The sequence below is a fragment of the Streptomyces cahuitamycinicus genome (assembly GCF_002891435.1).
Taxonomy (GTDB): Bacteria; Actinomycetota; Actinomycetes; order Streptomycetales; family Streptomycetaceae; genus Streptomyces; species Streptomyces cahuitamycinicus.
Genome location: NZ_POUC01000023.1, coordinates 11573 through 34418 on the forward strand (window position 1 = coordinate 11573; position 22846 = coordinate 34418).

The 22846-nt window shown below is 71.8% G+C and carries 21 protein-coding genes; 7 read left to right on the plus strand and 14 right to left on the minus strand.

From position 1 onward, the window contains the following. Nucleotides 1-93: 93 nt before the first annotated feature. Nucleotides 94-1446 (minus strand): class II 3-deoxy-7-phosphoheptulonate synthase, encoded by a 1353-nt coding sequence (locus C1J00_RS05570; RefSeq protein WP_102907910.1) that lies wholly within the window; start codon nucleotides 1444-1446, stop codon nucleotides 94-96. Between the two features lie 96 nt (nucleotides 1447-1542). Between C1J00_RS05570 and C1J00_RS48060 the strand changes: the two genes are divergently transcribed. Beyond that, nucleotides 1543-1599: a trp operon leader peptide gene (locus C1J00_RS48060; protein ID WP_078625594.1), complete on the plus strand. Its 57-nt coding sequence runs from the start codon at nucleotides 1543-1545 to the stop codon at nucleotides 1597-1599. Between the two features lie 96 nt (nucleotides 1600-1695). Further along, nucleotides 1696-3561, plus strand: a complete 1866-nt coding sequence (locus C1J00_RS05580; RefSeq protein WP_102907911.1) for an anthranilate synthase family protein — start codon at nucleotides 1696-1698, stop codon at nucleotides 3559-3561. A gap of 156 nt (nucleotides 3562-3717) precedes the next feature. On the opposite strand, the gene C1J00_RS05585 is transcribed toward C1J00_RS05580, so the two are convergent. The 4 genes from C1J00_RS05585 to C1J00_RS05600 form a co-directional block, all read right to left on the minus strand. Then, nucleotides 3718-4746, minus strand: coding sequence for a 6-phosphofructokinase (locus tag C1J00_RS05585; RefSeq protein ID WP_102907912.1), 1029 nt, complete (start codon nucleotides 4744-4746; stop codon nucleotides 3718-3720). Between the two features lie 53 nt (nucleotides 4747-4799). Then, nucleotides 4800-5489, minus strand: coding sequence for a response regulator (locus tag C1J00_RS05590; protein WP_102907913.1), 690 nt, complete (start codon nucleotides 5487-5489; stop codon nucleotides 4800-4802). Next, complete coding sequence (macS, locus tag C1J00_RS05595; protein ID WP_102907914.1) at nucleotides 5486-6712, minus strand: MacS family sensor histidine kinase; 1227 nt, start codon at nucleotides 6710-6712, stop codon at nucleotides 5486-5488. The genes C1J00_RS05590 and macS overlap by 4 nt, the downstream gene beginning before the upstream one ends. 70 nt (nucleotides 6713-6782) lie before the next feature. Further along, nucleotides 6783-7580: a lysophospholipid acyltransferase family protein gene (locus C1J00_RS05600; protein ID WP_102907933.1), complete on the minus strand. Its 798-nt coding sequence runs from the start codon at nucleotides 7578-7580 to the stop codon at nucleotides 6783-6785. A 203-nt stretch (nucleotides 7581-7783) separates the two neighbouring features. Between C1J00_RS05600 and C1J00_RS05605 the strand changes: the two genes are divergently transcribed. Further along, nucleotides 7784-8581 (plus strand): alpha/beta hydrolase, encoded by a 798-nt coding sequence (locus C1J00_RS05605; protein ID WP_102907915.1) that lies wholly within the window; start codon nucleotides 7784-7786, stop codon nucleotides 8579-8581. Continuing rightward, nucleotides 8574-9212 (plus strand): hypothetical protein, encoded by a 639-nt coding sequence (locus tag C1J00_RS05610; protein WP_102907916.1) that lies wholly within the window; start codon nucleotides 8574-8576, stop codon nucleotides 9210-9212. Before C1J00_RS05605 ends, C1J00_RS05610 begins: the two co-directional genes overlap by 8 nt. Here C1J00_RS05610 and C1J00_RS05615 read toward each other — a convergent pair. The 6 genes from C1J00_RS05615 to C1J00_RS05640 all read right to left on the minus strand — a co-directional run bounded on the left by C1J00_RS05615 (nucleotide 9209) and on the right by C1J00_RS05640 (nucleotide 14465). Then, nucleotides 9209-9955 carry an endonuclease/exonuclease/phosphatase family protein gene (locus C1J00_RS05615; protein ID WP_102907917.1) on the minus strand — a complete coding sequence of 249 codons (747 nt, stop codon included), beginning with the start codon at nucleotides 9953-9955 and terminating at the stop codon, nucleotides 9209-9211. The two genes, C1J00_RS05610 and C1J00_RS05615, sit on opposite strands and share 4 nt — an antisense overlap. 112 nt (nucleotides 9956-10067) lie before the next feature. Further along, nucleotides 10068-11021, minus strand: coding sequence for an ROK family glucokinase (locus C1J00_RS05620; protein ID WP_102907918.1), 954 nt, complete (start codon nucleotides 11019-11021; stop codon nucleotides 10068-10070). Between the two features lie 131 nt (nucleotides 11022-11152). Further along, nucleotides 11153-11653: a DUF5304 domain-containing protein gene (locus tag C1J00_RS05625; protein WP_102907919.1), complete on the minus strand. Its 501-nt coding sequence runs from the start codon at nucleotides 11651-11653 to the stop codon at nucleotides 11153-11155. A 104-nt stretch (nucleotides 11654-11757) separates the two neighbouring features. After that, nucleotides 11758-12927, minus strand: coding sequence for an ArsA family ATPase (locus tag C1J00_RS05630; protein ID WP_102907920.1), 1170 nt, complete (start codon nucleotides 12925-12927; stop codon nucleotides 11758-11760). Nucleotides 12928-13115: 188 nt separating this feature from the next. Next, a complete protein-coding gene (locus tag C1J00_RS05635) occupies nucleotides 13116-13556 on the minus strand; it encodes an SRPBCC family protein (RefSeq protein WP_102907921.1) in 441 nt (146 codons plus the stop codon). Nucleotides 13557-13667: 111 nt separating this feature from the next. After that, a complete protein-coding gene (locus C1J00_RS05640) occupies nucleotides 13668-14465 on the minus strand; it encodes a metallophosphoesterase family protein (RefSeq protein ID WP_102907922.1) in 798 nt (265 codons plus the stop codon). A 297-nt stretch (nucleotides 14466-14762) separates the two neighbouring features. Here C1J00_RS05640 and C1J00_RS05645 point away from each other — a divergent pair, with 297 nt between their 5' ends. Beyond that, nucleotides 14763-16559: an AMP-dependent synthetase/ligase gene (locus tag C1J00_RS05645; protein WP_102907923.1), complete on the plus strand. Its 1797-nt coding sequence runs from the start codon at nucleotides 14763-14765 to the stop codon at nucleotides 16557-16559. Between the two features lie 13 nt (nucleotides 16560-16572). Here C1J00_RS05645 and C1J00_RS05650 read toward each other — a convergent pair whose 3' ends face one another. Both C1J00_RS05650 and C1J00_RS05655 read right to left on the minus strand, forming a co-directional pair. Further along, entirely contained in the window at nucleotides 16573-18210 is a 1638-nt protein-coding gene (locus C1J00_RS05650; protein WP_500691468.1) for a GMC oxidoreductase, read from the minus strand. Nucleotides 18211-18334: 124 nt separating this feature from the next. Further along, nucleotides 18335-19477, minus strand: a complete 1143-nt coding sequence (locus C1J00_RS05655) for a glycosyltransferase family 4 protein (protein WP_102907925.1) — start codon at nucleotides 19475-19477, stop codon at nucleotides 18335-18337. 117 nt (nucleotides 19478-19594) lie between these two features. Between C1J00_RS05655 and C1J00_RS05660 the strand changes: the two genes are divergently transcribed. Beyond that, nucleotides 19595-20830 carry a glycosyltransferase 87 family protein gene (locus tag C1J00_RS05660; RefSeq protein ID WP_102907926.1) on the plus strand — a complete coding sequence of 412 codons (1236 nt, stop codon included), beginning with the start codon at nucleotides 19595-19597 and terminating at the stop codon, nucleotides 20828-20830. Here the strand turns inward: C1J00_RS05660 and C1J00_RS05665 are convergent. Continuing rightward, nucleotides 20791-22113: an MATE family efflux transporter gene (locus tag C1J00_RS05665; RefSeq protein WP_102907927.1), complete on the minus strand. Its 1323-nt coding sequence runs from the start codon at nucleotides 22111-22113 to the stop codon at nucleotides 20791-20793. The two genes, C1J00_RS05660 and C1J00_RS05665, sit on opposite strands and share 40 nt — an antisense overlap. A gap of 166 nt (nucleotides 22114-22279) precedes the next feature. On the opposite strand from C1J00_RS05665, the gene C1J00_RS05670 reads away from it, so the two are divergent. Beyond that, nucleotides 22280-22810 (plus strand): PadR family transcriptional regulator, encoded by a 531-nt coding sequence (locus C1J00_RS05670; RefSeq protein WP_102907928.1) that lies wholly within the window; start codon nucleotides 22280-22282, stop codon nucleotides 22808-22810. The last annotated feature ends 36 nt before the right edge of the window (nucleotides 22811-22846 follow it).

The window sequence follows — 22846 nt, forward strand, 5'->3', positions numbered from 1 at the left end:
CGGAGCGCAAAAGTGGAGAGGGGCGCGGATCGTGTGATCCGCGCCCCAGTCCATGCCCCGGTAACAGGCGGCCCCGTCACTGGCCCCTGTACGTCACTGGTCCCTGTACATCTCGGCCACGAGGAACGCCAGGTCCAGCGACTGGCTGCGGTTGAGCCGCGGGTCGCAGGCCGTCTCGTAGCGCTGGTGCAGATCGTCGACGAAGATCTCGTCGCCGCCGCCCACGCACTCGGTGACGTCGTCGCCGGTGAGCTCCACGTGGATGCCACCCGGATGGGTGCCGAGGGCCTTGTGGACCTCGAAGAAGCCCTTGACCTCGTCGAGCACGTCGTCGAAGCGGCGGGTCTTGTGCCCGGAGGCCGCCTCGTAGGTGTTGCCGTGCATCGGGTCGGTGATCCAGGCGACGGTGGCACCCGAGGCGGTGACCTTCTCCACCAGCTCGGGGAGCTTGTCGCGGACCTTGTCGGCGCCCATGCGGACGATGAACGTCAGCCGGCCCGGCTCCCGCTCCGGGTCGAGGCGCTCGATGTACTGCAGAGCGTCCTCGGCGGTGGTCGTCGGACCCAGCTTGATGCCGACGGGGTTGCGAATCTTCGAGGCGAACTCGATGTGCGCGTGGTCCAGCTGCCGGGTGCGCTCACCGATCCACACCATGTGGCCGGAGACGTCGTACAGCTGCCCGGTGCGCGAGTCGACCCTGGTCAGCGCGGACTCGTAGTCGAGCAGCAGCGCCTCGTGCGAGGCGTAGAACTCGACCGTCTTGAACTCCTCCGGGTCGGTCCCGCAGGCGTGCATGAAGTTCAGCGCGTTGTCGATCTCGCGCGCCAGCTGCTCGTAGCGCTGCCCCGACGGGGACGACTTCACGAAGTCCTGGTTCCAGGCGTGCACCTGGCGCAGGTCGGCGTAGCCGCCGGTGGTGAAGGCGCGCACGAGGTTCAGCGTGGAGGCGGACGCGTGGTACATCCGCTTCAGCCGCTCGGGGTCCGGGATACGCGCGGCCTCGGTGAAGTCGAAGCCGTTGACGGAGTCGCCGCGGTAGGTCGGCAGCGTCACGCCGTCGCGGGTCTCGGTCGGCTTGGAGCGCGGCTTGGAGTACTGGCCGGCGATACGGCCGACCTTCACGACCGGCACGGACGCGGCGTACGTGAGCACGGCGCCCATCTGGAGCAGCGTCTTCAGCTTGTTGCGGATGTGGTCTGCGGACACCGCGTCGAAGGCCTCGGCGCAGTCGCCGCCCTGGAGGAGGAACGCCTCTCCCTTGGCGACGGCCGCCATCCGGGCGCGCAGCTGGTCGCACTCGCCCGCGAAGACGAGCGGCGGATACGACTCGAGGTCCGCGATCACTGCGCGCAGAGCCTCGGTGTCGGGGTACTCGGGCTGCTGCGCCGCGGGCAGGTCTCGCCAGGTGTTGCCAGCGGAGGCGCTGGTCTTAGCGTTCACGGTCACGACCTCAACATTACGGGGTCGTGTGGGACGTCCTGACTCATGACCAGCAATTGAGACACCCCGAACACTCCTCGGTCATGGGGTAGGGTGCGTCGCATGTTCGCGCACTCGACCCAGACCTGGTGGTGGACCGCTCATCCGGCGGCCCGCTGACTGCGCGTACACAAGACTTCGCGAAGGCCGCCCGAGGGGCGGCCTTCGGTGTTTCCCGGGGTCCGTTCCTCTCTCACCGAGATGGAGCACGGACCCATGAACCTGCTCGGCTTGCTGGACGACCCCCGTCCGTTCGCCCTGCTGCGCCGCCGCACCCCGGGCCACGACCACGAGCTGGTCGAGGTCCTCATCGGCCCGGTCACGCCGCACGACCGCCTCGCCGACCTCCCCGACCGGAGCCTCGCGCTGGTGCCCTTCCGGCAGATCCGCGAGCGCGGCTTCGACGTCCGCGACGACGGCACGCCCCTGCTGGCGCTCACGCCCCAGGAGTCGTACGACGTCCCGCTGGCCGACGCCCTGAAGCAGCTCCCGGCGCACGACGTGCGCGTCGGGAACGGCGGCTTCGACGTCGCCGACGACGAGTACGAGCAGATCGTCGGACAGGTACTGCGGGAGGAGATCGGGCGGGGCGAGGGCGCGAACTTCGTGATCCGGCGGACGTACGAGGGAGAGATCCCCGGGTTCGGGCGGGCCGACGCGCTGGCCCTGTTCCGCCGGCTGCTGGAGGGCGAGCGGGGGGCGTACTGGACGTTCGTGGTGCACACCGGGGAGCGCACGCTGGTCGGGGCCAGCCCCGAGGTGCACGTGCGGATGTCCGGCGGCACGGTCGTCATGAACCCGATCAGCGGCACCTACCGCTACCCCGCCGAGGGGCCCACGCCCGAGCACCTGCTCGGCTTCCTCGCCGACGGCAAGGAGATCGAGGAGCTGTCGATGGTCGTCGACGAGGAGCTCAAGATGATGTGCACCGTCGGCGACATGGGCGGGGTCGTGATCGGGCCCCGGCTGAAGGAGATGGCGCACCTCGCCCACACCGAGTACGAGCTGCGCGGGAAGTCCTCCCTGGACGTGCGGGACGTGCTGAGGGAGACGATGTTCGCGGCGACCGTCACCGGCTCGCCCGTGCAGAACGCCTGCCGGGTCATCGAACGGCACGAGGCCGGGGGGCGGGGCTACTACGCGGGCGCGCTGGCCCTGATCGGCGGGGACTCCGGCGGCGCCCAGACCCTCGACTCCCCGATCCTGATCCGCACCGCCGACATCTCCTCCGACGGGCGGCTGCGCGTTCCGGTCGGCGCCACGCTGGTGCGCGGGTCCGACCCGCGGAGCGAGGTCGCGGAGACCCATGCGAAGGCGGCGGGTGTCCTGGCGGCCCTGGGGGTTCGGCCCGGAAGGCCGCGTGAGGAGTCCGTGCGGCCGCGGCTGGCCGACGACCCCAGGGTGCGTGCGGTGCTCGACGGACGCCGCTCCTCGCTCGCGCCCTTCTGGCTGCGGATGCAGGAGCGCTCCGCGGAACTGACCGGACATGCCCTGGTCGTCGACGGCGAGGACACCTTCACTGCGATGCTCGCGCACGTGCTGCGCGCCGGCGGCCTGGAGGTGAGCGTGCGGCGGTACGACGAGCCGGGGCTGCGGGAGGCGGTGCTCGCACATGAGGGGCCCGTCGTGCTCGGGCCCGGTCCGGGCGACCCGTCCGACCTCGCCGACCCCAAGATGCGCTTCCTGCGCGGCCTCACCGCCGAGGTGATCCGGAGCGAACGGCAGGGCGTGCTGGGGGTGTGCCTCGGGCACGAGCTGATCGCGGCCGAGCTGGGGCTGGACATCGTGCGGAAGGAAGTGCCGTACCAGGGGGCGCAGACGGAGATCGAGCTGTTCGGGCGGCGGGAGACCGTCGGCTTCTACAACAGCTTCGTGGCGCGCTGCGGCGACGAGGAGGCGGCCGGACTGTCGGCGCGCGGGGTCGAGGTCGCACGCGCCGCCAACGGGGAGGTGCACGCGTTGCGCGCTCGCGGGTTCGCGGGAGTGCAGTTCCACCCCGAGTCGGTGCTGACGCTGAACGGCGCGGCGGTGGTGCGAGAGCTGGTGGCGCAGGTGCGGGGCACGGGCGCGCCCTCGGTCTGACCCGGTCCGGTCGGGGCCGCCCGGCCCCGACCGGCACCGGGGGCCAGGCGGTCGGCCGAAGAACCCCCCGACCGCCCGACCCACACCGGGCACCGGGCACCGGGCCGCCAGCCCAAGAACAGACCGACCGCCCGACCCGCTTCTGGCGCCGGGCCGTCAGCCGAAGAACACCCCGACCTCCTCGTACAGCGCCGGATCCACCGTCTTCAGACGGGACGTGGCGTCCGCGATGGGGACGCGGACGATATCGGTGCCGCGCAGGGCGACCATCCGGCCGAAGTCGCGGTCGCGGACGCAGTCGATGGCGTGCAGCCCGAAGCGGGTGGCGAGCCAGCGGTCGAAGGGGCTGGGGGTGCCGCCGCGCTGGACATGGCCGAGGACCGTGGTGCGGGCCTCGTTGCCGGTGCGCTTCTCGATCTCTTTGGCGAGCCACTCGCCGACCCCGGACAGCCGGACGTGCCCGAAGGAGTCCAGTGACCGGTCCTTGAGGACCATGTCGCCGTCCCTCGGCATCGCCCCCTCGGCGACGACCACGATCGGCGCGTACGACGCCCGGAACCGGGAGGTCACCCAGGCGCACACCTGCTCGACGTCGAAGCGCTGTTCGGGGATGAGGATGACGTTGGCGCCGCCGGCCAGGCCTGAGTGGAGCGCGATCCAGCCGGCGTGCCGGCCCATCACCTCGACGACCAGGACGCGCATATGGGACTCGGCGGTGGTGTGCAGCCGGTCGATGGCCTCGGTGGCGATGCCGACGGCGGTGTCGAAGCCGAAGGTGTAGTCGGTGGCGGACAGGTCGTTGTCGATCGTCTTCGGCACGCCCACACAGGGCACGCCGTGCTCGTCGGAGAGGCGGGCGGCCACGCCGAGGGTGTCCTCGCCGCCGATGGTGATCAGCGCCTCGACCTCCAGCTCGGCGAGAGTCCGCTTGATCCGGCGGATGCCGTCCGTCACCTTCAGCGGGTTGGTCCGCGAGGAGCCGAGGATGGTGCCGCCGCGGGGCAGGATGCCGCGCACGGCGGGGATGTCGAGACGGACGGTGGCGTTCTCCAGGGGCCCTCGCCAGCCGTCCCGGAAGCCGGTGAAGTCATAGCCGTACTCCTGCACGCCCTTGCGGACGATGGCCCGGATGACGGCGTTGAGGCCGGGGCAGTCGCCGCCTCCGGTCAGTACTCCGACGCGCATGGAACAGTCCCTTCGCCGCAGGTGCCTGACGAAGGGTCAGTGTGACGGGCGCCTCACTCGTCGTCGAGGCCGCGCTCTATCGCGTACCTGACCAGTTCCACGCGGTTGTGCAGCTGGAGCTTGCCGAGGGTGTTCTGGACGTGGTTCTGGACCGTGCGGTGGGAGATGACCAGGCGTTCGGCGATCTGCTTGTAGCTCAGGCCCTTGGCGACCAGCCGCAGCACCTCGGTCTCGCGGTCGGTGAGCCGGGGCGCCTTGGGTTCGTCGGTGTCGGGGGCCGGGGCCGGTTCGGAGGCCAGGCGGCGGTACTCGCCGAGGACCAGCCCGGCGAGGCCGGGGGTGAAGACCGGGTCGCCGACGGCCGTGCGGCGGACCGCGTCCTGGAGCTCGCCCGTGGAGGCCGACTTCAGCAGATAGCCGGTCGCGCCGGACTTCACGGCCTCCAGGACGTCGGCGTGCTCACCGCTCGCGGACAGCACGAGAACGCGCAGCGCGGGGTTGTCGCCGACGACCTCCTTGCAGACCTGGACTCCGGGCTTGCCGGGCAGGTTCAGGTCGAGCACGAGGACGTCGGGCGCGGCGGCCTTGGCCCGCCGTACGGCCTGGTCGCCGTCGCCCGCGGTGGCGACCACCTCGAAGCCCGACTCGGCCAGGTCGCGGGCGACGGCGTCGCGCCACATGGGGTGGTCGTCGACGACCATGACTGTGATCGGGTCCCGCCGGTCCCCGGTGGTGTCCGTCATCGCTGCTCCGCCTTCCCCCGTGTGTTCGTCTGTTCCTTCGGTACCTTCATCTCGACCTCCGTGCCCTGTCCCGGCACCGAGACGAGCTCCGCGCTGCCGCCGAGGTCGCTCAGCCGGCCGCGGATGGACAGGGCGACGCCGAGCCGCCCCTCGCCCTCGGCCTGGACGAGCCGCCCCTCCGGGATGCCGGGGCCGTCGTCCCGCACGGTGACGATCACCTCGTCCGGCTCGTCCTCCACCAGGATCCACGCGCGGGCGTCCTCCCCGGCATGCCGGCGGACATTGTCCAGGGCGGCCCCGACCGCCGCGGCCACCTCCCGGGCGGCGGCCGGCGCCAGCGGCACGGGCGCGCCGGGCTCGGCGAGACTGACCCTGGCCCCGGCGTAGGGCGCGAGCAGGGCGCGCAGGTCGACGGGGCCGCTCGGCTCGGGCTCCTCGTCGACGGCCCGGACGACCGCGCCCTCGGTGGTGTCCTCCGAGATCCGGGAGACGGGCACGAGACCGCCCGAGACCAGGGTGCGCAGCGCCACCTCCTGCTCACCGGCCATCCGGCCCAGTTCGGCCGCCTCTCCCCCGAGTACGGCCCCGCGGCGCTGCACCATCGCCAGCACCTGGAGCACGCTGTCGTGGATGTCCCGGGCGAGGCGCTCCCGCTCCCTCGTGGCGGCCTCGATCTCCAGGGCGCGGGCGAGGGTGCGCTCGGAGGCGCGGGCGACCTCGACGACGTAGCCGATGGCGATGGAGGCGATGCAGACCAGGATGACGTTGTGGACGGTGTCACGGGCCGGGCTGCCGCGCTCGATCAGGTTGGCGACGGCCACGAGGCCGGAGGCGAGGGCCGCCCAGCGCCAGCCGCCCTTGATGGCGAAGGCGAGAACGGCGCCGGCCGTCCATATCGACGGAAGCGTCGGGCCGCCCGACTGGATCCGCTCGTGGGCGTCGGCGACGGGCGTGAGCAGGATGCCCACGACGGCGATGGTGAGGTCGGCGGCGAGGAACCGCTTGGTGCAGCGGGCGGCGTTCGCGACCCGGGGCAGCGTGGCCAGGGTCCAGGTGCCCAGCACGGCGTAGTAGGCGACGGCGATCCAGGGGCGGGGGAACTCGTCGTGGGCGGTGGCGAACAGGCCGACCGCGTACAGCATCGTCAGCACCCGGTAGGCGGTGAGGGCACGCCACAGCGGCTGCTCGACCGACATCCTCATGACTCGCTCACGCCTGGCCATCTCCCCCGCCCCCCGACCGAAGCCCCGGCTAGGGCTCGGTCCGCCGCCGCTCCGCCTGCGCTTCCTTCTCCTACGCTTCCTTCTCCTGCGCTTCCTGCGCCTGCTTTTCCTGCTCCTGCTTTTCCTTCTCAGCGCGTTCCTTCTCGGCCCGCACGAGAGCGGCCTTGGCCGCCTTCTCGGCTTCCTTCTCCGCCTTCGCCGCTTCCGTGAGCTGCCGCTTCATGGCCGTGGCGTACATGTCGACGTACTCCTGGCCGGAGAGGTTCATGATCTCGTACATGACCTCGTCGGTCACCGCGCGCAGCACGAAGCGGTCGTGCTCCATGCCCTGGTAGCGGCTGAAGTCCAGGGGCTTGCCTATCCGGATGCCGGGCCGCATCAGCTTCGGCATGACCTTCCCGGGTGGCTGGATCTTCTCCGTGTCGATCATCGCGACGGGGATGACCGGCGCGCCGCTCGCGAGCGCCACGCGCGCGAGGCCGCCCGGCTTGCCCCGGTAGAGCCGTCCGTCGGGCGAGCGCGTGCCCTCCGGGTAGATCCCGAACAGCTCACCGCGCTCCAGCACGTCGATGCCGCTCTTGATGGCCGCCTCACCCGCGCCACGCGCACCGGAACGGTCCACGGGCAGCTGCCCGACCCCCTTGAAGAAGGCGGCCGTCATCCGGCCCTTCACGCCGGGCGTGGTGAAGTACTCGGCCTTCGCGATGAAGGTGACCTTGCGGTCGAGGACGGCGGGCAGGAAGAAGGAGTCGGAGAACGACAGGTGATTGCTCGCCAGGATCGCAGCGCCCTCGGCGGGTACGTTCTCCAGGCCCTCCACCCAGGGTCTGAAGGCGAGCTTCAGCGGACCCCCGATGGTGACCTTCATCGCGCCGTACAACAACCGAGTGCCTCCTGTATGTGTCGGTCAGACCCTAACCCGGAGCGCTGTCAAAGGCGCCGACGGCCCTGGTCGGTGTCAGTGCGGTCGCGTACGGTGAAGGTCCCGCGCACGACGCGCGAACCCCTTCCATGACGTTCCGTGACATTTCGTGATCGTGCCAGTCCCTTCCCACGACCAGGAGGCCGAAGGTGCCGGTCCTAGCCGGAGCCGAGCCGTTCCACCACGAGGGCGGAGAGGTCGCCGTCCTCCTCTGCCACGGCTTCACCGGATCACCGCAGTCGCTGCGCCCCTGGGCGGAGCACCTCGCCGAGCACGGCCTGACCGTCTCCCTGCCGCTGCTGCCCGGGCACGGTACGCGCTGGGAGGACCTGCGGATCACCGGCTGGCAGGACTGGTACGCGGAGGTGGACCGCGCGCTGCGTCTGCTGTGCGAGCGCCACGAGACGGTCTTCGTGGCCGGTCTGTCCATGGGCGGCGCGCTGGCCCTGCGGCTGGCCGCCAAGCACGGCGACGCCGTGCGCGGTGTCATGTTGGTCAATCCCGCGAACAAGGTGCACGGCCTGGCCGCGCACGCCCTGCCGGTGGTGCGTCACCTCGTCCCCGCGACGAAGGGCATCGCCAGCGACATCGCCAAGCCGGACGGCAGGGAGCTCGGCTACGACCGGGTGCCGCTGCACGCGGCGCACTCGCTGCGGCAGTTCTTCCAGGCCACCGACCGCGAGCTGCCACAGGTCACGCAGCCGGTGCTGCTGATGCGCAGTCCGCAGGACCATGTGGTGCCGCCCGCCGACTCCGCCCGGATCCTGAGCCGCATCTCCTCGACGGACGTGAAAGAGGTCATCCTGGAACAGAGCTACCACGTCGCCACGTTGGACCATGACGCGGACCGTATTCACGAGGAGAGCCTCGCGTTCATCGGCCGCATCTCGTCCGCCCTCGGCAAGGAGCCCGGGCTCGGCAAGGAAGGGACGACCGCAGGTGGCTGAGCACGACTCCGACCGTGAGGGCCGGGAGCCGGAGGAGAAGGGCGTCCCCTTCGACGAGGAGGCCGCCTGGGCGGCGATCGTCGCCGGGTACGGCGAGGAGCCGCCGGACCCGCCGGGCGCCAAGCCGTTCAAGTCGATCGAGGACCTGGCCCTGCCGGCGGCCGGGACCAACGACGCCGGGCTCGACGGCGACCGGGGCGACACGGCCGTGAAGTCCGGGGACACCGTCAAGCCGGCCGAGCCGCAGAAGGCCGGGGAGCCCGGGGAGCCCGGAGACAAGGGCGTGAAGCCGCTGGGCGGCTCCGTCTCGTTCGCACCCGGCGTCGGCCCGCGCGACTACACCACGCCCGAGCCCGCCGAGGACGACTTCGACGAGGACGACGAGGGCCACTTCGTGCCCCCGGAGCCGCCTCCGCTGCCCACCGCCGACCCCACGGCCAAGTTCGCCTGGCTCGGCGTGCTCGGCGGGCCGGTGCTGCTCCTGCTGGCCGTGCTGCTCGGCTGGGACATGACCTGGTGGCTGGCCACGCTGGGGATCGGCGGCTTCGTCGGCGGATTCGCGACGCTGGTGATGCGCATGCGTACGGACGACGAGGAGGACGACGACCCGGGGCGGGGCGCGGTCGTCTAGGCGGCGGGGACCCTGAGGGCGGCCAGGACCGGAAGGTGGTCCGTGGCCGCCCTCAGGTCTGCGTCGGACACTCCCGGCTGCCCGACCGGCACGCCGCAGCCCAGCACCTCGATGCCCTTCGTCGTGAAGATCGCGTCGATGCGCTGGTAGGGGTCGGCGGGTGTCCAGGTGTGCTCGCCGCCCCAGGGGGCCGCGGCCCGGCAGTCCGTCAGTCTGCCGGCCAGCCGTCGGAAGGCCGGGCCGTCGGGGCGTTCGTTGAGGTCGCCGCCGGCGATCATGTGCTGCACACTCATTCCGGCGAGCCGGTCCAGCAGCATGCCGGACTGCTCGTAGCGCTCGTCCTTCTGGAGGGACAGGTGGCAGCTGAGCACGCCGAGGCGGGCGCCGGCGATGCGGACGACCGCGGTGGCGAAGCCGCGGCGGTGCAGGCCGGGGGTGGGGGGCAGGAGGATGTCCTCCGTGCGTTCGACGCCCACCCGGAGCGAGCTGAGGATCGCCGGGCCCGTGGTGGTGGCGCCGCCGGTGACGGTCACCAGGTCGGAGGCGAGGGCCAGGCGGGCGAGTTTCTTGCGCCAGCGGAAGAAGCGGGGGGCTTCCTGGATCAGGACCAGGTCGGGCTCGCAGGCCTTGATGACGCGGGCCAGGGCGGCGGTGTCGTCGCGCATGGAGCGGATGTTGTAGCTGAGGACCCTGATGACCGCGGAACCATCGGGTTCCGTACGGGAGTTGGGGAGCAGCGGCATGTGATCAATTTACGCCCAAAGGGGCGGGGCGCGGGGATGGTGCGCGAGTGCCGGTCGCACGTGCTCGATCGCGCAGTTCCCCGCGCCCCCGGGGCGCGCACCCTGACGGCGCTTACATGATCGGGTCGGGCTCGCGGGCCAGGTCGGCCGCTCCGACCAGGCCCGCCTTGTTGCCCAGTTCCGCCGCGCGGACCTCGGCCACCGGGCGCCAGTTGCCGCCGACCAGCCAGCGCTTGTAGGACTTGCGGATCGGGCCCAGAACCAGTTCGCCCTCGTCGGAGAGGCCGCCGCCGACGATGAACGCGGAGGGGTCGAAGAGGGAGGCCAGGTCGGCGAGGCCCGCACCGACCCAGCGGGCCAGTTCGCGGTAGGAGTCGACGGCGACCCGGTCGCCCTGGCGGGCGGCCATGGAGATGTGCTTGCCCTCGATGCCCTCGGGCGTGCCGTTGCCGAGGCCGAGCAGGATCTCGGCGTTCTCGGGGGTGGCGTTGGCGCGCTGCTTGGCGTACCTCACCAGTGCCCGGCCCGACGCGTACTGCTCCCAGCAGCCCTGGGAGCCGCAGCCGCACAGCAGGCCGTCCGGCACCATGCGGATGTGCCCGAACTCGGCGGCCACACCGAAGTGCCCGCGGCGCAGCTTGTTGCCGATGATGATGCCGCCGCCGAGGCCGGTGCCGAGGGTGATGCAGATGACGTTGCGGTGGCCCTTGCCGGCACCGAACTTGTACTCGCCCCACGCCGCCGCGTTGGCGTCGTTCTCCACGACCACCGGGAGGCTTACGCGGGCCTCGACCTTCTCCTTGAGCGGCTCGTTGCGCCAGTGGATGTTGGGCGCGAAGTAGACCTCGGAGCGCTGCCGGTTCACGTAGCCGGCGGCACCGATGCCCACGCCGACGATGTCGTGACCGACGCGTGCGCCGTCCACCGCCGAGGCGATGGCGTCCACGATGCCCTCAGCCGTGCCCGGGGTCGGCACCTTGTGGGTCGAGAGGATGTTGCCTTCCTCATCGACCACGCCGGCCGCGATCTTCGTGCCGCCGATGTCGACGCCGATGGTGAGTCCCATGAATCCCTCAGTTTCGGTCGAGCCCCGCTACGGATAACGGTACCCGAGGCCCTGCCGTCGGGTCGGCGTCGTCCGCACGGTGGGCACCCCCGGGCGCCGCACCGGGACCCCGCTCGGCCGGGGCCGGGGACTCAGTCCAGGTCGATGCGCTCCCCGGGACCGGCGTCGTCGTCGCCGTCCCGGCGTCCGCCCTGCTCACGGGGGTCGTCCTGATCGTCGCGGCCGGTCCAGCGGCGCTCTTGGGCCTGGACGGCGGAACGGTAGGCGGCGAGGAGTTCGTTACCGGCCGCCGCCAGGTGGTCGAAGACGTCCGGGTTGCGCTCGATGACGGGTTCCACGGCGTCCTTGGCCTGCTGGACGACCTGCCGTACGACCTGTTGCGCCGCGGGCCCCGCGACCGCGCCGAGCAACGGGGACTGCACGCCGGACAGCTTCTCCGCGAGGGTGTCGACGAGCTTCTTCAGCTCGTCGGCCGCGGAGCCCGGGGGCGTGCCGTACTGGGTGCGGCGGCGGGCCTTCTCGGCCTGGAGGTCCTCGGCGCACGCGGTCGCCCAGGCGTCGGCGTCGCTCGCCCGTACCTCGTCCGCGGCCTCTTCGCGGGCGGCGCCGGACGGGGGGAGCTCTTCGCTCATGACGGACTCCTGACTACGGTTCGTCCCTACGACGTTACCCGAACGGGCGTACCGCGTTCACGGGCCGGGGCCACCCGTTTTCCCCCGGTCCGGTACCCGCTGCCTCACGGGTTCCGCGGCCACAGCCCGGGGTCGGGTACGAAGCGGATCCGCAGCTCGCCCTCGTGCAGGGCGGCTCCGTCGACGGTGCAGCGGCGCAGTGCGGAGGGCAGCGGGACGATCCGGCGGAACCGCCCCGCCGTGACGACGAGTTCGTCGCCGCGTCGGACGAGGTCCAGTTCCTCGCGTATGGCGCCGGGCAGCGGGATCTGCCAGACGAGGACGCCGTCGTCGGCGAGCCGGTCGGTCACGGGCCAGTCGGCCGCGGGGGGCGCCGGCTGGACGCCGGGCACGGTGAGCGCGGTGAGGTCGTCGGTGCCGCGCGGGTCGTGTCCGAGGTGGGGGGCGGTGCGGACGTCGTACGACTCCCGCCAGTCCTCCAGCGTCTTGCGCTGCTGGGCGACGGGGCCGGCGAGCCAGGTGTCCGGGGACGCCTCGGGCAGGACGCGGTTGGCGATCACGACGTCGGTGCGCAGACCGCGCAGGGCGAGGCCGAGGGCGGCGGTGCGCAGCGCCTCGGCACCGGCCGGGCCGGGCTCGGCGACCAGGCGTACGACGGTGTCGCGGTCGGCGACGACGGCTTCGACGGCGGCCAGTTCCAGGTCCCAGCGGCCGGCCGTCTCGTAGAGCCACTCGGCGGGCATGGGGACGCCGGCGAGGCGGCCCAGGACGGGGCGCAGGGCGCGGGCGGCCTGCCGTTCGGCCGGGAGCAGCCGGCGCAGGTAGCGGCGGAGTTCCTCGGGCAGGGCGAGGAGGGCGAGGGCCTGCGGGGCCGGGGGGAGGTCGACGACGAGGGTGTCGTACTTCTCCGACAGCGCGGCGTCGCGCAGGGCGCGCAGCAGGGCGAGTTCCCCGGCGCCGGGCAGGGGTGTGAGTTCCTCGGGGTCGAGGCGGGAGGCGCCGAGGAGGTCGAGGGCGGTGGAGGCGCGCTCCTGGAGTGCGGTGAGGTCCCTGCGGAAGTCCTGGGCGGCGTCGGGCCTCCAGGCGGTGAGCCGGGGTGCCGCCTGGACCGGGGCCGGGCCGGTCCGCACGCCCAGTGCGGCACCGAGGGTGTCCGTGCGGTCGGTGCCGAGGACGAGGGTGCGGGTACCCCCGGCCGCCGCGGCCAGGGCGGTCGCGGCCGCGAGGGTGGTACGGCCGCTGCCGCCGGGGCCGGTGATCAGGATGGTGCGCATGGGGTTGAACGGTAACCGAGACGCCCCTCAAGGGGCGCCGAACCGTGCACGCCCCTCAAGGCGGGCGGAGCCGTGGACGCCCTCAAGGGGCGCGGAGCCGTGTTGGACGGGTTGCTCCGCCGCGTGGGCGCGCGACCAGCCGCGCGGGGCCCGCTCCCGGCACCGCGGGCACCCCTTGCGTCGCGGCTCTACTTGCCAGATTCCACGCGCTTCTTCAGCCCCGCGAGCGCCCGGTCGATGATGACCTTCTCCGCCTTGCGCTTGATCATGCCGAGCATGGGGATCTTGACGTCCACGGTCAGTACGTACGTGACCTCCGTACCGCCAGCGCCGGACGGCTTGAGGATGTACGAGCCGTCGAGGGAGCGCAGCATCTGGGACTTCACCAGCGTCCAGGACACCTCGTTCTCGCCGGTCCAGGTGTACCCGAGGATCTGGTCGTCCTTGATCGCGCCCGCGTCCATGACGAGGCGGACCTGCTCGGCGCGGCCCTGGGCGTCGGTCTTGAGGACCTCCGCCTCCTTCACCTCGCCGGTCCAGTCCGGGTAGCGGCCGAAGTCGGAGATGACCGCCATGACGTCGGCCGGGGCGGCCTCGATGGTGATGCTCGAGCTGGTGTGTTCCGCCATCGCCGTGGCTCCTCCAGATACGGGCCGGTAAGACGTCGTCCTGCGCACGTGTGTGCAGCGTGAAGGCTACCGCGCACGGGGCCCGCGGATCTCACCCGACCTGGGACGTCCTCACCACTCCAGCGCCCACGGGGTCCCGGTCGAGGCGAAGTGGCCCACGTTCACACACTCGGTCGCGCCGATCCGCATCCTTCTCACCAGCGGCTGGTGGATGTGCCCGAAGAGGGAGTACCGGGGCCGGGTGCGGCGGATGGCGTCCAGCAGGGCCCGGCTGCCGCGCTCGAAACGGCGGGCGACGGTGTCGTAGACCAGCTCGGGGACCTCGGGCGGGATGTGCGTGCAGAGCACGTCGACCTCGCCGATCGCCTCGATCTTCGCCGCGTACTCCTCGTCACTGATCTCGTACGGCGTCCGCATGGGTGTGCGCAGGCCGCCGCCGACGAAGCCGAAGACCCGGCCGCCGATCTCGACGCGCTCGCCGTCGAGGACGGTCGTCCCGGGGCCCGCGTACTCCCGCCACAGGGCCGGCATGTCGACGTTGCCGTAGGTGGCGTACGTAGGAGAGGGGAACGCGGCGAACAGCTCGGCGTACTGCTTGCGCACCGCCTCCTCGACCACCGTGGCGCGGTTCTCCTTGAGGCCGGCCCACAATTCCGCCCCGAACACCCGGGCCTCCTCGAAGCGGCGGGCGGTGCGCAGCGCGACGATGCGGTCGGCGTTCTCGACGCCGAACAGGTCGGGGAAGATCCCGCGCGAGTGGTCGGCGTAGTCGAGGAAGAGGACGAGGTCGCCCAGGCAGATCAGGGCGTCGGCGCCCTCGCCGGCCCTGGCCAGGTCGCGGGCGTTGCCGTGGACGTCGCTGACCACGTGGACGCGCGTCCGGTGGTTTCCGGCTGGTGTGGGTGCCATGACGATCAAGCGTAGGTCGAGCGTGGCCCTTGTGAACAGTGGCGGTCCTACCTGCGGTTACTGGCCAGTCAGTTTGCTCGTGGACTACTGTGCGCGATGGAATACCCAACTGTGTGACGCAGCGAACATCTCGACGCGACCCCCTGTCGCAGAAGCCATACCGGCGGGTAACGTCCGGGCAGTCCAGTCGTGCTCTGCATTTCAACAAGTGAATGCCGGAGCACCTCCCCGAGCCTTGGACCGCACCGTCGCAGCACACACCGTCGTGGCGCCGGCGCCCTATGAGGAGCAGCAGTCTTGCGCGAGTTCAGCCTTCCGGCTTTGTACGAGGTCCCTGCGGACGGAAATCTGACCGACATCGTCCGCAGAAACGCCGCGCAGCACCCGGACGTCGCCGTCATCGCCCGCAAGATCGGCGGCAGCTGGCAGGACGTCACGGCCACCACCTTCCTCGCCGAGGTGCACACGGCGGCGAAGGGACTGATCGCCGCCGGCGTCCAGCCGGGCGACCGGGTGGGGCTGATGTCCCGCACCCGTTACGAGTGGACGCTGCTGGACTTCGCCATCTGGAGCGCGGGCGCGGTGACCGTGCCGGTGTACGAGACCAGTTCGCCGGAGCAGGTGCAGTGGATCCTCGGCGACTCGGGCGCGACCGCCTGCGTCGTGGAGTCGCAGGCCCACTCGGCAGCGATCGAGTCGATCCGCGACGGACTGCCGGCGCTCAAGCACGTGTGGCAGATCGACGGCGGCGGCCTGGACGAACTGGGCCGGCTCGGCCAGGACGTCACGGACGAGACGGTCGAGGAGCGCAGCTCGATCGCCAAGGCCGACGACCCGGCGACCATCGTCTACACCTCCGGCACCACCGGCCGCCCCAAGGGCTGTGTGCTCACCCACCGCAGCTTCTTCGCCGAGTGCGGCAACATCGTCGAGCGGCTGCGTCCGCTGTTCCGCACCGGGGAGTGCTCGGTGCTGCTCTTCCTGCCGCTCGCGCACGTCTTCGGCCGGCTGGTTCAGATCGCCCCGATGATGGCGCCGATCAAGCTGGGCACGGTCCCGGACATCAAGGACCTCACCGACGAGCTGGCCGCGTTCCGCCCGACGCTGATCCTCGGTGTGCCGCGCGTCTTCGAGAAGGTCTACAACTCGGCGCGCGCCAAGGCCCAGGCCGACGGCAAGGGCAAGATCTTCGACAAGGCCGCCGACACCGCGATCGCCTACAGCAAGGCGCTGGACACCCCCTCGGGTCCGTCGTTCGGTCTGAAGATCAAGCACAAGACGTTCGACAAGCTCGTCTACAGCAAGCTCCGGGCGGTCCTCGGCGGCCGGGGCGAGTACGCCATCTCCGGCGGCGCCCCGCTCGGCGAGCGCCTCGGGCACTTCTTCCGCGGCATCGGCTTCACGGTCCTGGAGGGCTACGGCCTGACGGAGTCCTGCGCGGCCACCGCGTTCAACCCGTGGGACCGGCAGAAGATCGGCACGGTCGGGCAGCCCCTGCCCGGTTCGGTGGTGCGGATCGCCGACGACGGCGAGGTGCTGCTGCACGGTGAGCACCTGTTCAAGGAGTACTGGAACAACCCCGGCGCGACCGCGGAGGCGCTGGCGGACGGCTGGTTCCACACCGGTGACATCGGCACCCTCGACGAGGACGGCTACCTCCGGATCACCGGCCGCAAGAAGGAGATCATCGTCACCGCCGGCGGCAAGAACGTCGCCCCGGCCGTGATCGAGGACCGTATCCGGGCGCACGCGCTGGTCGCGGAGTGCATGGTGGTGGGTGACGGGCGGCCGTTCGTGGGCGCGCTGATCACCATCGACGAGGAGTTCCTCGGCCGTTGGTGCTCCGACCACGGCAAGCCGGCGGGTTCCACCGCGGCGTCGCTGAGCGAGGACCCGGACCTGCTGGCCGCGATCCAGGCGGCGATCGACGACGGCAACGCCGCGGTGTCGAAGGCGGAATCGGTGCGGAAGTTCCGCATTCTGTCCTCCCAGTTCACGGAGGAGTCGGGCCACCTGACGCCCTCGCTGAAGCTGAAGCGGAACGTGGTGGCGAAGGACTACGCGCACGAGGTCGAGGAGATCTACGCCAAGTAGTACGCGAACGGCGTCATGGCGCGGTGTCCTCGGCGAGGACCCGCGCCATCGTGCGTTCGGCGAGCGCGGTGATGGTCACGAAGGGGTTGACCCCGAGCGACCCGGGCACGAGCGAGCCGTCGGTGACGTACAGCCGGGAGTATCCCTTGACCCGCCCGTAGTCGTCCGTCGCCCGGCCCAGCACGCAACCGCCCAGCGGGTGGTAGGTGAAGTCGTCGGCGAAGACCTTGCTCTTCGAGCCGAACAGGTCGTACCGGTAGATCGTCGCGTTGGCCGCGTTGATCCGGTCGAACAGTTTCCTGGCCATGGCGACGGAGACCGCGGAGTGGGCGGCCGTCCAGCCGAGCCGGAGCCGGTGCGAGCCGGTGTCGTAGGAGAAGGACGCCCGTTCCGGGTTCCTGGTGATCGCCAGGTAGAGGCTCACCCAGTGCTCCAGGCCCGTCGGCAGCGGGGCGATCTCGGCGAACACCGGGTTGGCGGTGTTCGCCCAGTCGTCGATGCCCATGACCGGCATGGTCGACTGGTTCGCGCCGACCGTGTCCCACAGGTGGTTGGCCCGGCCGAGCATCACGTTGCCGTTGGTTCCCCAGCCGGCCCCGACACTGCCGTCGAGCGCGGGCAGGGTGCCCGTCTCCCGGGCTCGCAGCAGCAGTTCGGTGGTGCCGAGGCTGCCGCCGCCGAGGAAGAGGTACGTGCAGCCGTACTCCTTGGTCTCGACGACGCGGCCGGTCTCGTCGATGCGGTCGGCGGTCAGGACGTAGGTGCCGTCCGGCGCGCGGCTGATCGCGCGCACCTTCTCCAGGGTGTGGACGGTGACCTCGCCGGTGCCGAGCGCGGTGGCGAGGTACGTCTTGTCGAGGCTGCGCTTGCCGTGGTTGTTGCCGTAGATGACCTCGCCACCGAGCGCCGACTTCGGGGCGGTGCCGGCCGCCTCGCGCCGCATGTGGCCGAAGTCGTAGACGCTGGGCACGAAGGTGGTCCGCAGGCCGGCCTTCTCGGCGTGCTTGCGGGAGACGCGGGTGAAGCGGTACCACTCCGTCGACTCGAACCACGCCGGGTCGACGGTGTTCACTCCCAGGGCGGCCCGGGCGCGCGGGAAGTACGTGCCGTACATCTCGTCGGCGTCGACCGTCGGGAACTGTTCGGCGAAGTACGGCCGGGGCGGGGTGACCGCCATGCTTCCGTTGACCAGGGAGCCGCCGCCGACGCCCCGGCCGACGTACACGGACATGTGGTCGAAGTGCACGCGGTCCAGGACGCCGGGGTAGCGGCCGATGTCCCGGTTGACGACGTCCAGCCAGAGAAAGGTGCCGAGGGGGGCCTCGGTGCGGTCGCGGAACCACATGGAGCGGTGGTCGGGTGCGCTGGTGGTGCAGAAGATCTCGCCGTCCGGGCCGGTGGTGTTCCAGAGGCGGCCCATCTCCAGGACGATCGTGCGGATGCCGGCCTGGCCGAGGCGAAGAGCGGCCACGGCGCCGCCGTAGCCGGAGCCGACGACGATGGCGGGGGCGGTGTCGACTGCGTCGGGCTGGGCGGCTCGGGCGCTTTCGAGGCCGATGCGGGTGAAGCCGAGGGTGGCCGCGGTCTGCAGGGCTGCCATGCCCAGGATGCGACGTCTTGTCAGGTGACGATGCGTCAGGTTAGATGTCATGGGCGCAGCATCGGCGGATTTTTGGGTTCCGCCTAGTGGGGGTGCCGCTTGATCGTTTGACGGCGAGTGCGGGTCGTTCGTGGTTGATCGCGCACTTCCCCGCGCCCCAAGAAGGCAAACCGCACTACAGCAAGCTTTCGAGGTGCTCCGCCAGCAGGTCCCAGCGCCACTTCTCCTCGACCCACTCCCTGCCCCGCTCCCCCATCCTGCGGCGCAGCTCGGCGTCGCCGAGGAGGACGGTGATGCGGTCGGCCGCTTCCTCCGGTGAGCCGCCCCTCACCACCCAGCCCGTCTCGCCGTCCAGCACCGCGTCCGGGGCGCCGCCCGAGTCACCGGCCACGACCGGCAGGCCCGTCGCGGAGGCCTCCAGGTAGACGATGCCGAGGCCCTCGACGTCCAGGCCGCCGCGCCGGGTGCGGCAGGGCATCGCGAAGACGTCGCCGGCGCCGTAGTGGGCGGGCAGCTCGGACCAGGGCACGGCGCCGGTGAACCGTACGGCGGGGGCGACGCCGGTCTCGTGCGCGAGGCGCCGCAGGTCCTTCTCACAGGGACCGCCGCCGACGATCAGCAGGACGGTGTCGGGCTCGGCCGCCAGGATGCGCGGCATGGCCCGGATCAGGGTGTCCTGGCCCTTGCGGCGGACGAGCCGGGAGACGCAGACCACGACCGGGCGGTCCGTCAGGCCCAGCCGCGCCCGCACCTCCTCGCCGCCCGAGCCGGGGTGGAAGGTCTTCTCGTCGACTCCGGGCGGCAGCTGCGCCATCCGTGCGGCCGCCTCGGGCGTCAGGGCGGAGGCGATGCGCGAACGGGTGTACTCGCCGAGGTAGGTGATCGTGTCGGTGGACTCCCCGATCCGCCGCAGCAGCTGCCGGGCGGCGGGCAGCTGCGCCCAGCCGGCCTCGTGGCCGTGCGTGGTGGCGACCAGCCGCTCGGCACCCGCGGCGCGCAGGGTCGGCGCCATCAGACCGAGTGGGGCCGCCGCCCCGAACCACACCGAGGTGCAGCCGTGCTCCCGCAGCAGACCGGCGGCCCGCCGGGTGGCAGCCGGCGTGGGCAGCAGCATGGTCGTACGGTCCCGTACGACGGTGAAGGGCTGCTCGGCGTCGAAGGCACGGGTCGCCTCGACGCCTTCCGGGGTCCGCTTCCAGGTCGAGGCGTACACGACCAGCCGCTGCGGGTCCAGCCGCAGCGCCATGTTGTGCAGGAACGCCTGGATGCCCCCGGGCCTGGGCGGGAAGTCGTTGGTCACGATCAGGGTCTTGCGCACGCCGCCGACCCTACCCAACGGCCCTCACCCCCGTACGCCGCGGCGAGTGTGGCACGCTCACAGCTGACGGGCCCATCATGGCCCGATCAACACCGCGCGCGAACGGGCAGGGATCACGTGATGACGACGGGCACGAGGCGGTCCCTGGCATGGCTGCCGGTGGTCTGGTGTCTCACCAGGCTGTTGCTGCTGCTGTTCGTCCTGAAGGTGTACGTCTTCCCGGGCCCGGACGTCACGAGCGACGTGCACGTGATCTACCGGGGCTGGTACGAGGTCCTCAGTACCGGAACCTTCCCTCTGCGCGATGTCACCTGGCAGTACCCGCCCGCCGCCGCGCTGGCGATCCTCTCCCCCGGCCTGCTGCCCTTCCTGGACTACGGGACCGCGTTCTTCGTGCTGGTCTGCGTCACCGATCTGGCCGTGCTGGCCCTGATGACGTACGCGGGACGCCGCCCGGGCCGCTCGCTGCGCGGCGCCTGGGTGTGGGTGATCGGCGTGCCGCTGCTCGGCCCGACGGTGTACGCCCGCTACGACGTGATGGTCACGGCGGTGGCCATGGCCGCCCTGCTCGCGGGGGTCCGGCACCCGAAGGCGCTGGGGGCCCTGGCCGCCTTCGGCGCCCTGCTGAAGATCTGGCCGGCGATGCTGCTGCTGGCCGCCCGCAGCCGCAGCGCCTGGGTGTCCGCCCTGGTGACGGGCATCGTGGTGACGGGTGCGTTCGCGCTGGCCATGCCGGGCGCGTTCGCGTTCCTGACCTTCCAGCGCGACCGGGGCACCGAGGTGGAGTCGCTGGGCGCGCTGGTCTTCCACGTCGCCCGGCACTTCGGCTGGCAGGGCGAGGTGAGGCTGAACTACGGCTCGATCGAGTTCCTCGGGCCGTACGTGAGCGAGGTGAGCACGGGCGCGCTGTTCCTGACCGGGGCGGCCTTCGGCTGGCTGGTGCTGTGGCGGCTGCTGGCCCGGCGCTTCGAGGAGCACACCCTCGCCGACGCGGCCTTCGTCGCGGTGCTGATGTTCACCACCACCAGCCGGGTGATCAGCCCGCAGTACATGGTGTGGCTGGTCGGGCTGGCGGCGGTGTGCCTGTACTTCCCCGGGAGCAGGATGCGGCTCCCGGTCGTCCTGGTGCTGGTGGCGTGCTTCGTGACGGTGCTGGAGTTCCCGTTCTACTTCGCCAGCGTCGTCGCCGGCGACGGCCTCGGCCTCACCCTGCTGTTTTTGCGCAACGGCCTCCTGGTGGCCGCCGCGCTCCTCGCGGCCCGCGCCCTGTGGCGCGCGACGGTGCCGCGCACCCTCCCCGCTCCCGTGCCCGCTCAGCCCGTCCGTACCGACGAGACCGCCGTCTCCTCCTGAACCGGGTCCCGCCGGAACAGCAGCCCCGCCGACGCGCACTGCGCGGCAGCCGCGAGCGCCATCGCGAGACACACCCCGGGCAAGCCGAGCCCCGCGAGGGCGTACGCGAGTCCCAGCTGGACGGCCGTCCCGAGCAGGGTCACCCGCAGCAGCGCCGAGGCCCGCCCGCCGCCCTCGAAGACCCCGCCGAGCGCGATGAGACAGCCCAGCAGCACCAGGTAGGGCCCGACGCAGCGCAGGAACAGCACGCCCTCGCCCGCGACCTGGGGCCCGGCGCCGAAGGCGGCCATGATCCAGGGGGCGGCGACGGCCAGGAGCACGGCCGCGGCGAGTCCGACGGCGCCGGAGAGGAGCACGGCCTGCCGCCCGATCGCCCACCGGGCGTCCTGACCGGCGCCCCGCGTGTGCGCGGTGTGGATGGAAGCGGCCTGGCGGACGGCGTAGAAGGCCATGGTCGCCACGTACATGACCTTGTAGGCGATCGCGTACGCCGCCACCGCCGTCACCCCGAGCCGCGCCACGATCGCGACCAGGACCAGGGCGCCGGTCTGCCGCACGGTGAAGTCGGCGGACATGGGCAGGCCGGTCCTCAGCGTGCGCCGCAGGGAAACGTCGAGGGACTCGCCCGGTTCGGCCCGGCGGGCCGCGCGGAGCAGGGTGGTGCGCCGCAGCGCGAGGAGTCCGGCCCCGAGCGCCGCGCACCGGGCCAGCACCGTCGCGGCGGCGGCGCCCGGGACGCCGTAGAGGTGGATGAAGAGCGGGTCGAGGGCCAGGATCAGGCCGTTGGCCAGCAGGGCGAGGCGCATCGGGGTGCGGGTGTCGCCGGTGCCTTTGAGGATGCCGTCGACGAGCTGCTGGGCGAAGAAGACGGTCAGGCCCGGCATGGAGAGCGTGAAGTAGGCGACGGCGAGCGGGAGGGCGGCGCTGTCGGCCCCGCCCAGCACCAGCCGGGCGAGCGGTTCGCGCCCCAGCAGGCCGCAGGCCACCACCAGCGGTGTCACCAGCGCCCACAGCGCCCATCCGCCGCGCACCGCGGCCCGTACCGCGGCGGGGTCGCGGGCACCCCGGGCGTGGGCGACCAGCACGGTCGTACCGGAGCCGAAGACCAGGGCGATGCCGAGCAGCACGTTCTCCGTGGTGGTCGCCACGGCGACGGCGGCCACGGCCGGTCCGCCCAGCCGGGCGACCCAGACGGTGTTGATGATCCCGGCGGCGACGGAGGCGAGGAGCGAGAAGTAGACGGGTCGGGCGAGCAGCACGAGCTGTTCGCGATGGGTGTTCACGGTGACGGTCCCCCCTGAGTCCTGATGACCCCCGATGCGGCATACCTCGGTCGGAGCCGACGCGATCCGGGTTACATCTATTCGAGCTAGCTCGGATCGATGTATCGCGGATCGAGGTATCTCGGTAAGAGGTAGCATGCACTCTGACCCGCCCGCAAGGAGGACCATGCTGGAGCTGTCGATCCTGGGCTTCCTGGCCGAGGAGCCCCTGCACGGCTACGAGTTGAAGGACCGCATCAAGGCGCTGACCGGGCATGTCCGTCCGGTCAGCGACGGCGCGCTCTACCCGGCGATCACCCGGCTGACCACGAAGGGGCTGCTCGACCAGCGCACCGAGCCGGGTGCGAGCGCGGCCCCGCGCCGGATCCTCGCCCTCACCGTCAAGGGCCGGGAGGAGCTGCTGGCGCGTCTGCGCGACCCGAGGCAGACGGAGATCACCGACCACGTCCGCTTCAACACGGTCCTCGCGTTCCTGCGCCACCTGCCCGACCGGCACGAGCAGGCCGCTGTGCTGCGCCGCCGGCTGGACTTCCTTCAGACGCCGACGAGCTTCTTCTACGACTCCGGCAAGCCGGTCCGCGCCGAGGAGGCGGACGACCTGTTCCGCCAGGGCATGTTGCGTGTGGCCCGGGCGACGGGCGAGGCCGAACGGGGCTGGCTGCGGGAGGCCATCGAGCTGCTCGACCGGCCGGAGTGAGGCCGCGGCAGGTCCGGTCGAGAGGCTCGACCCGCC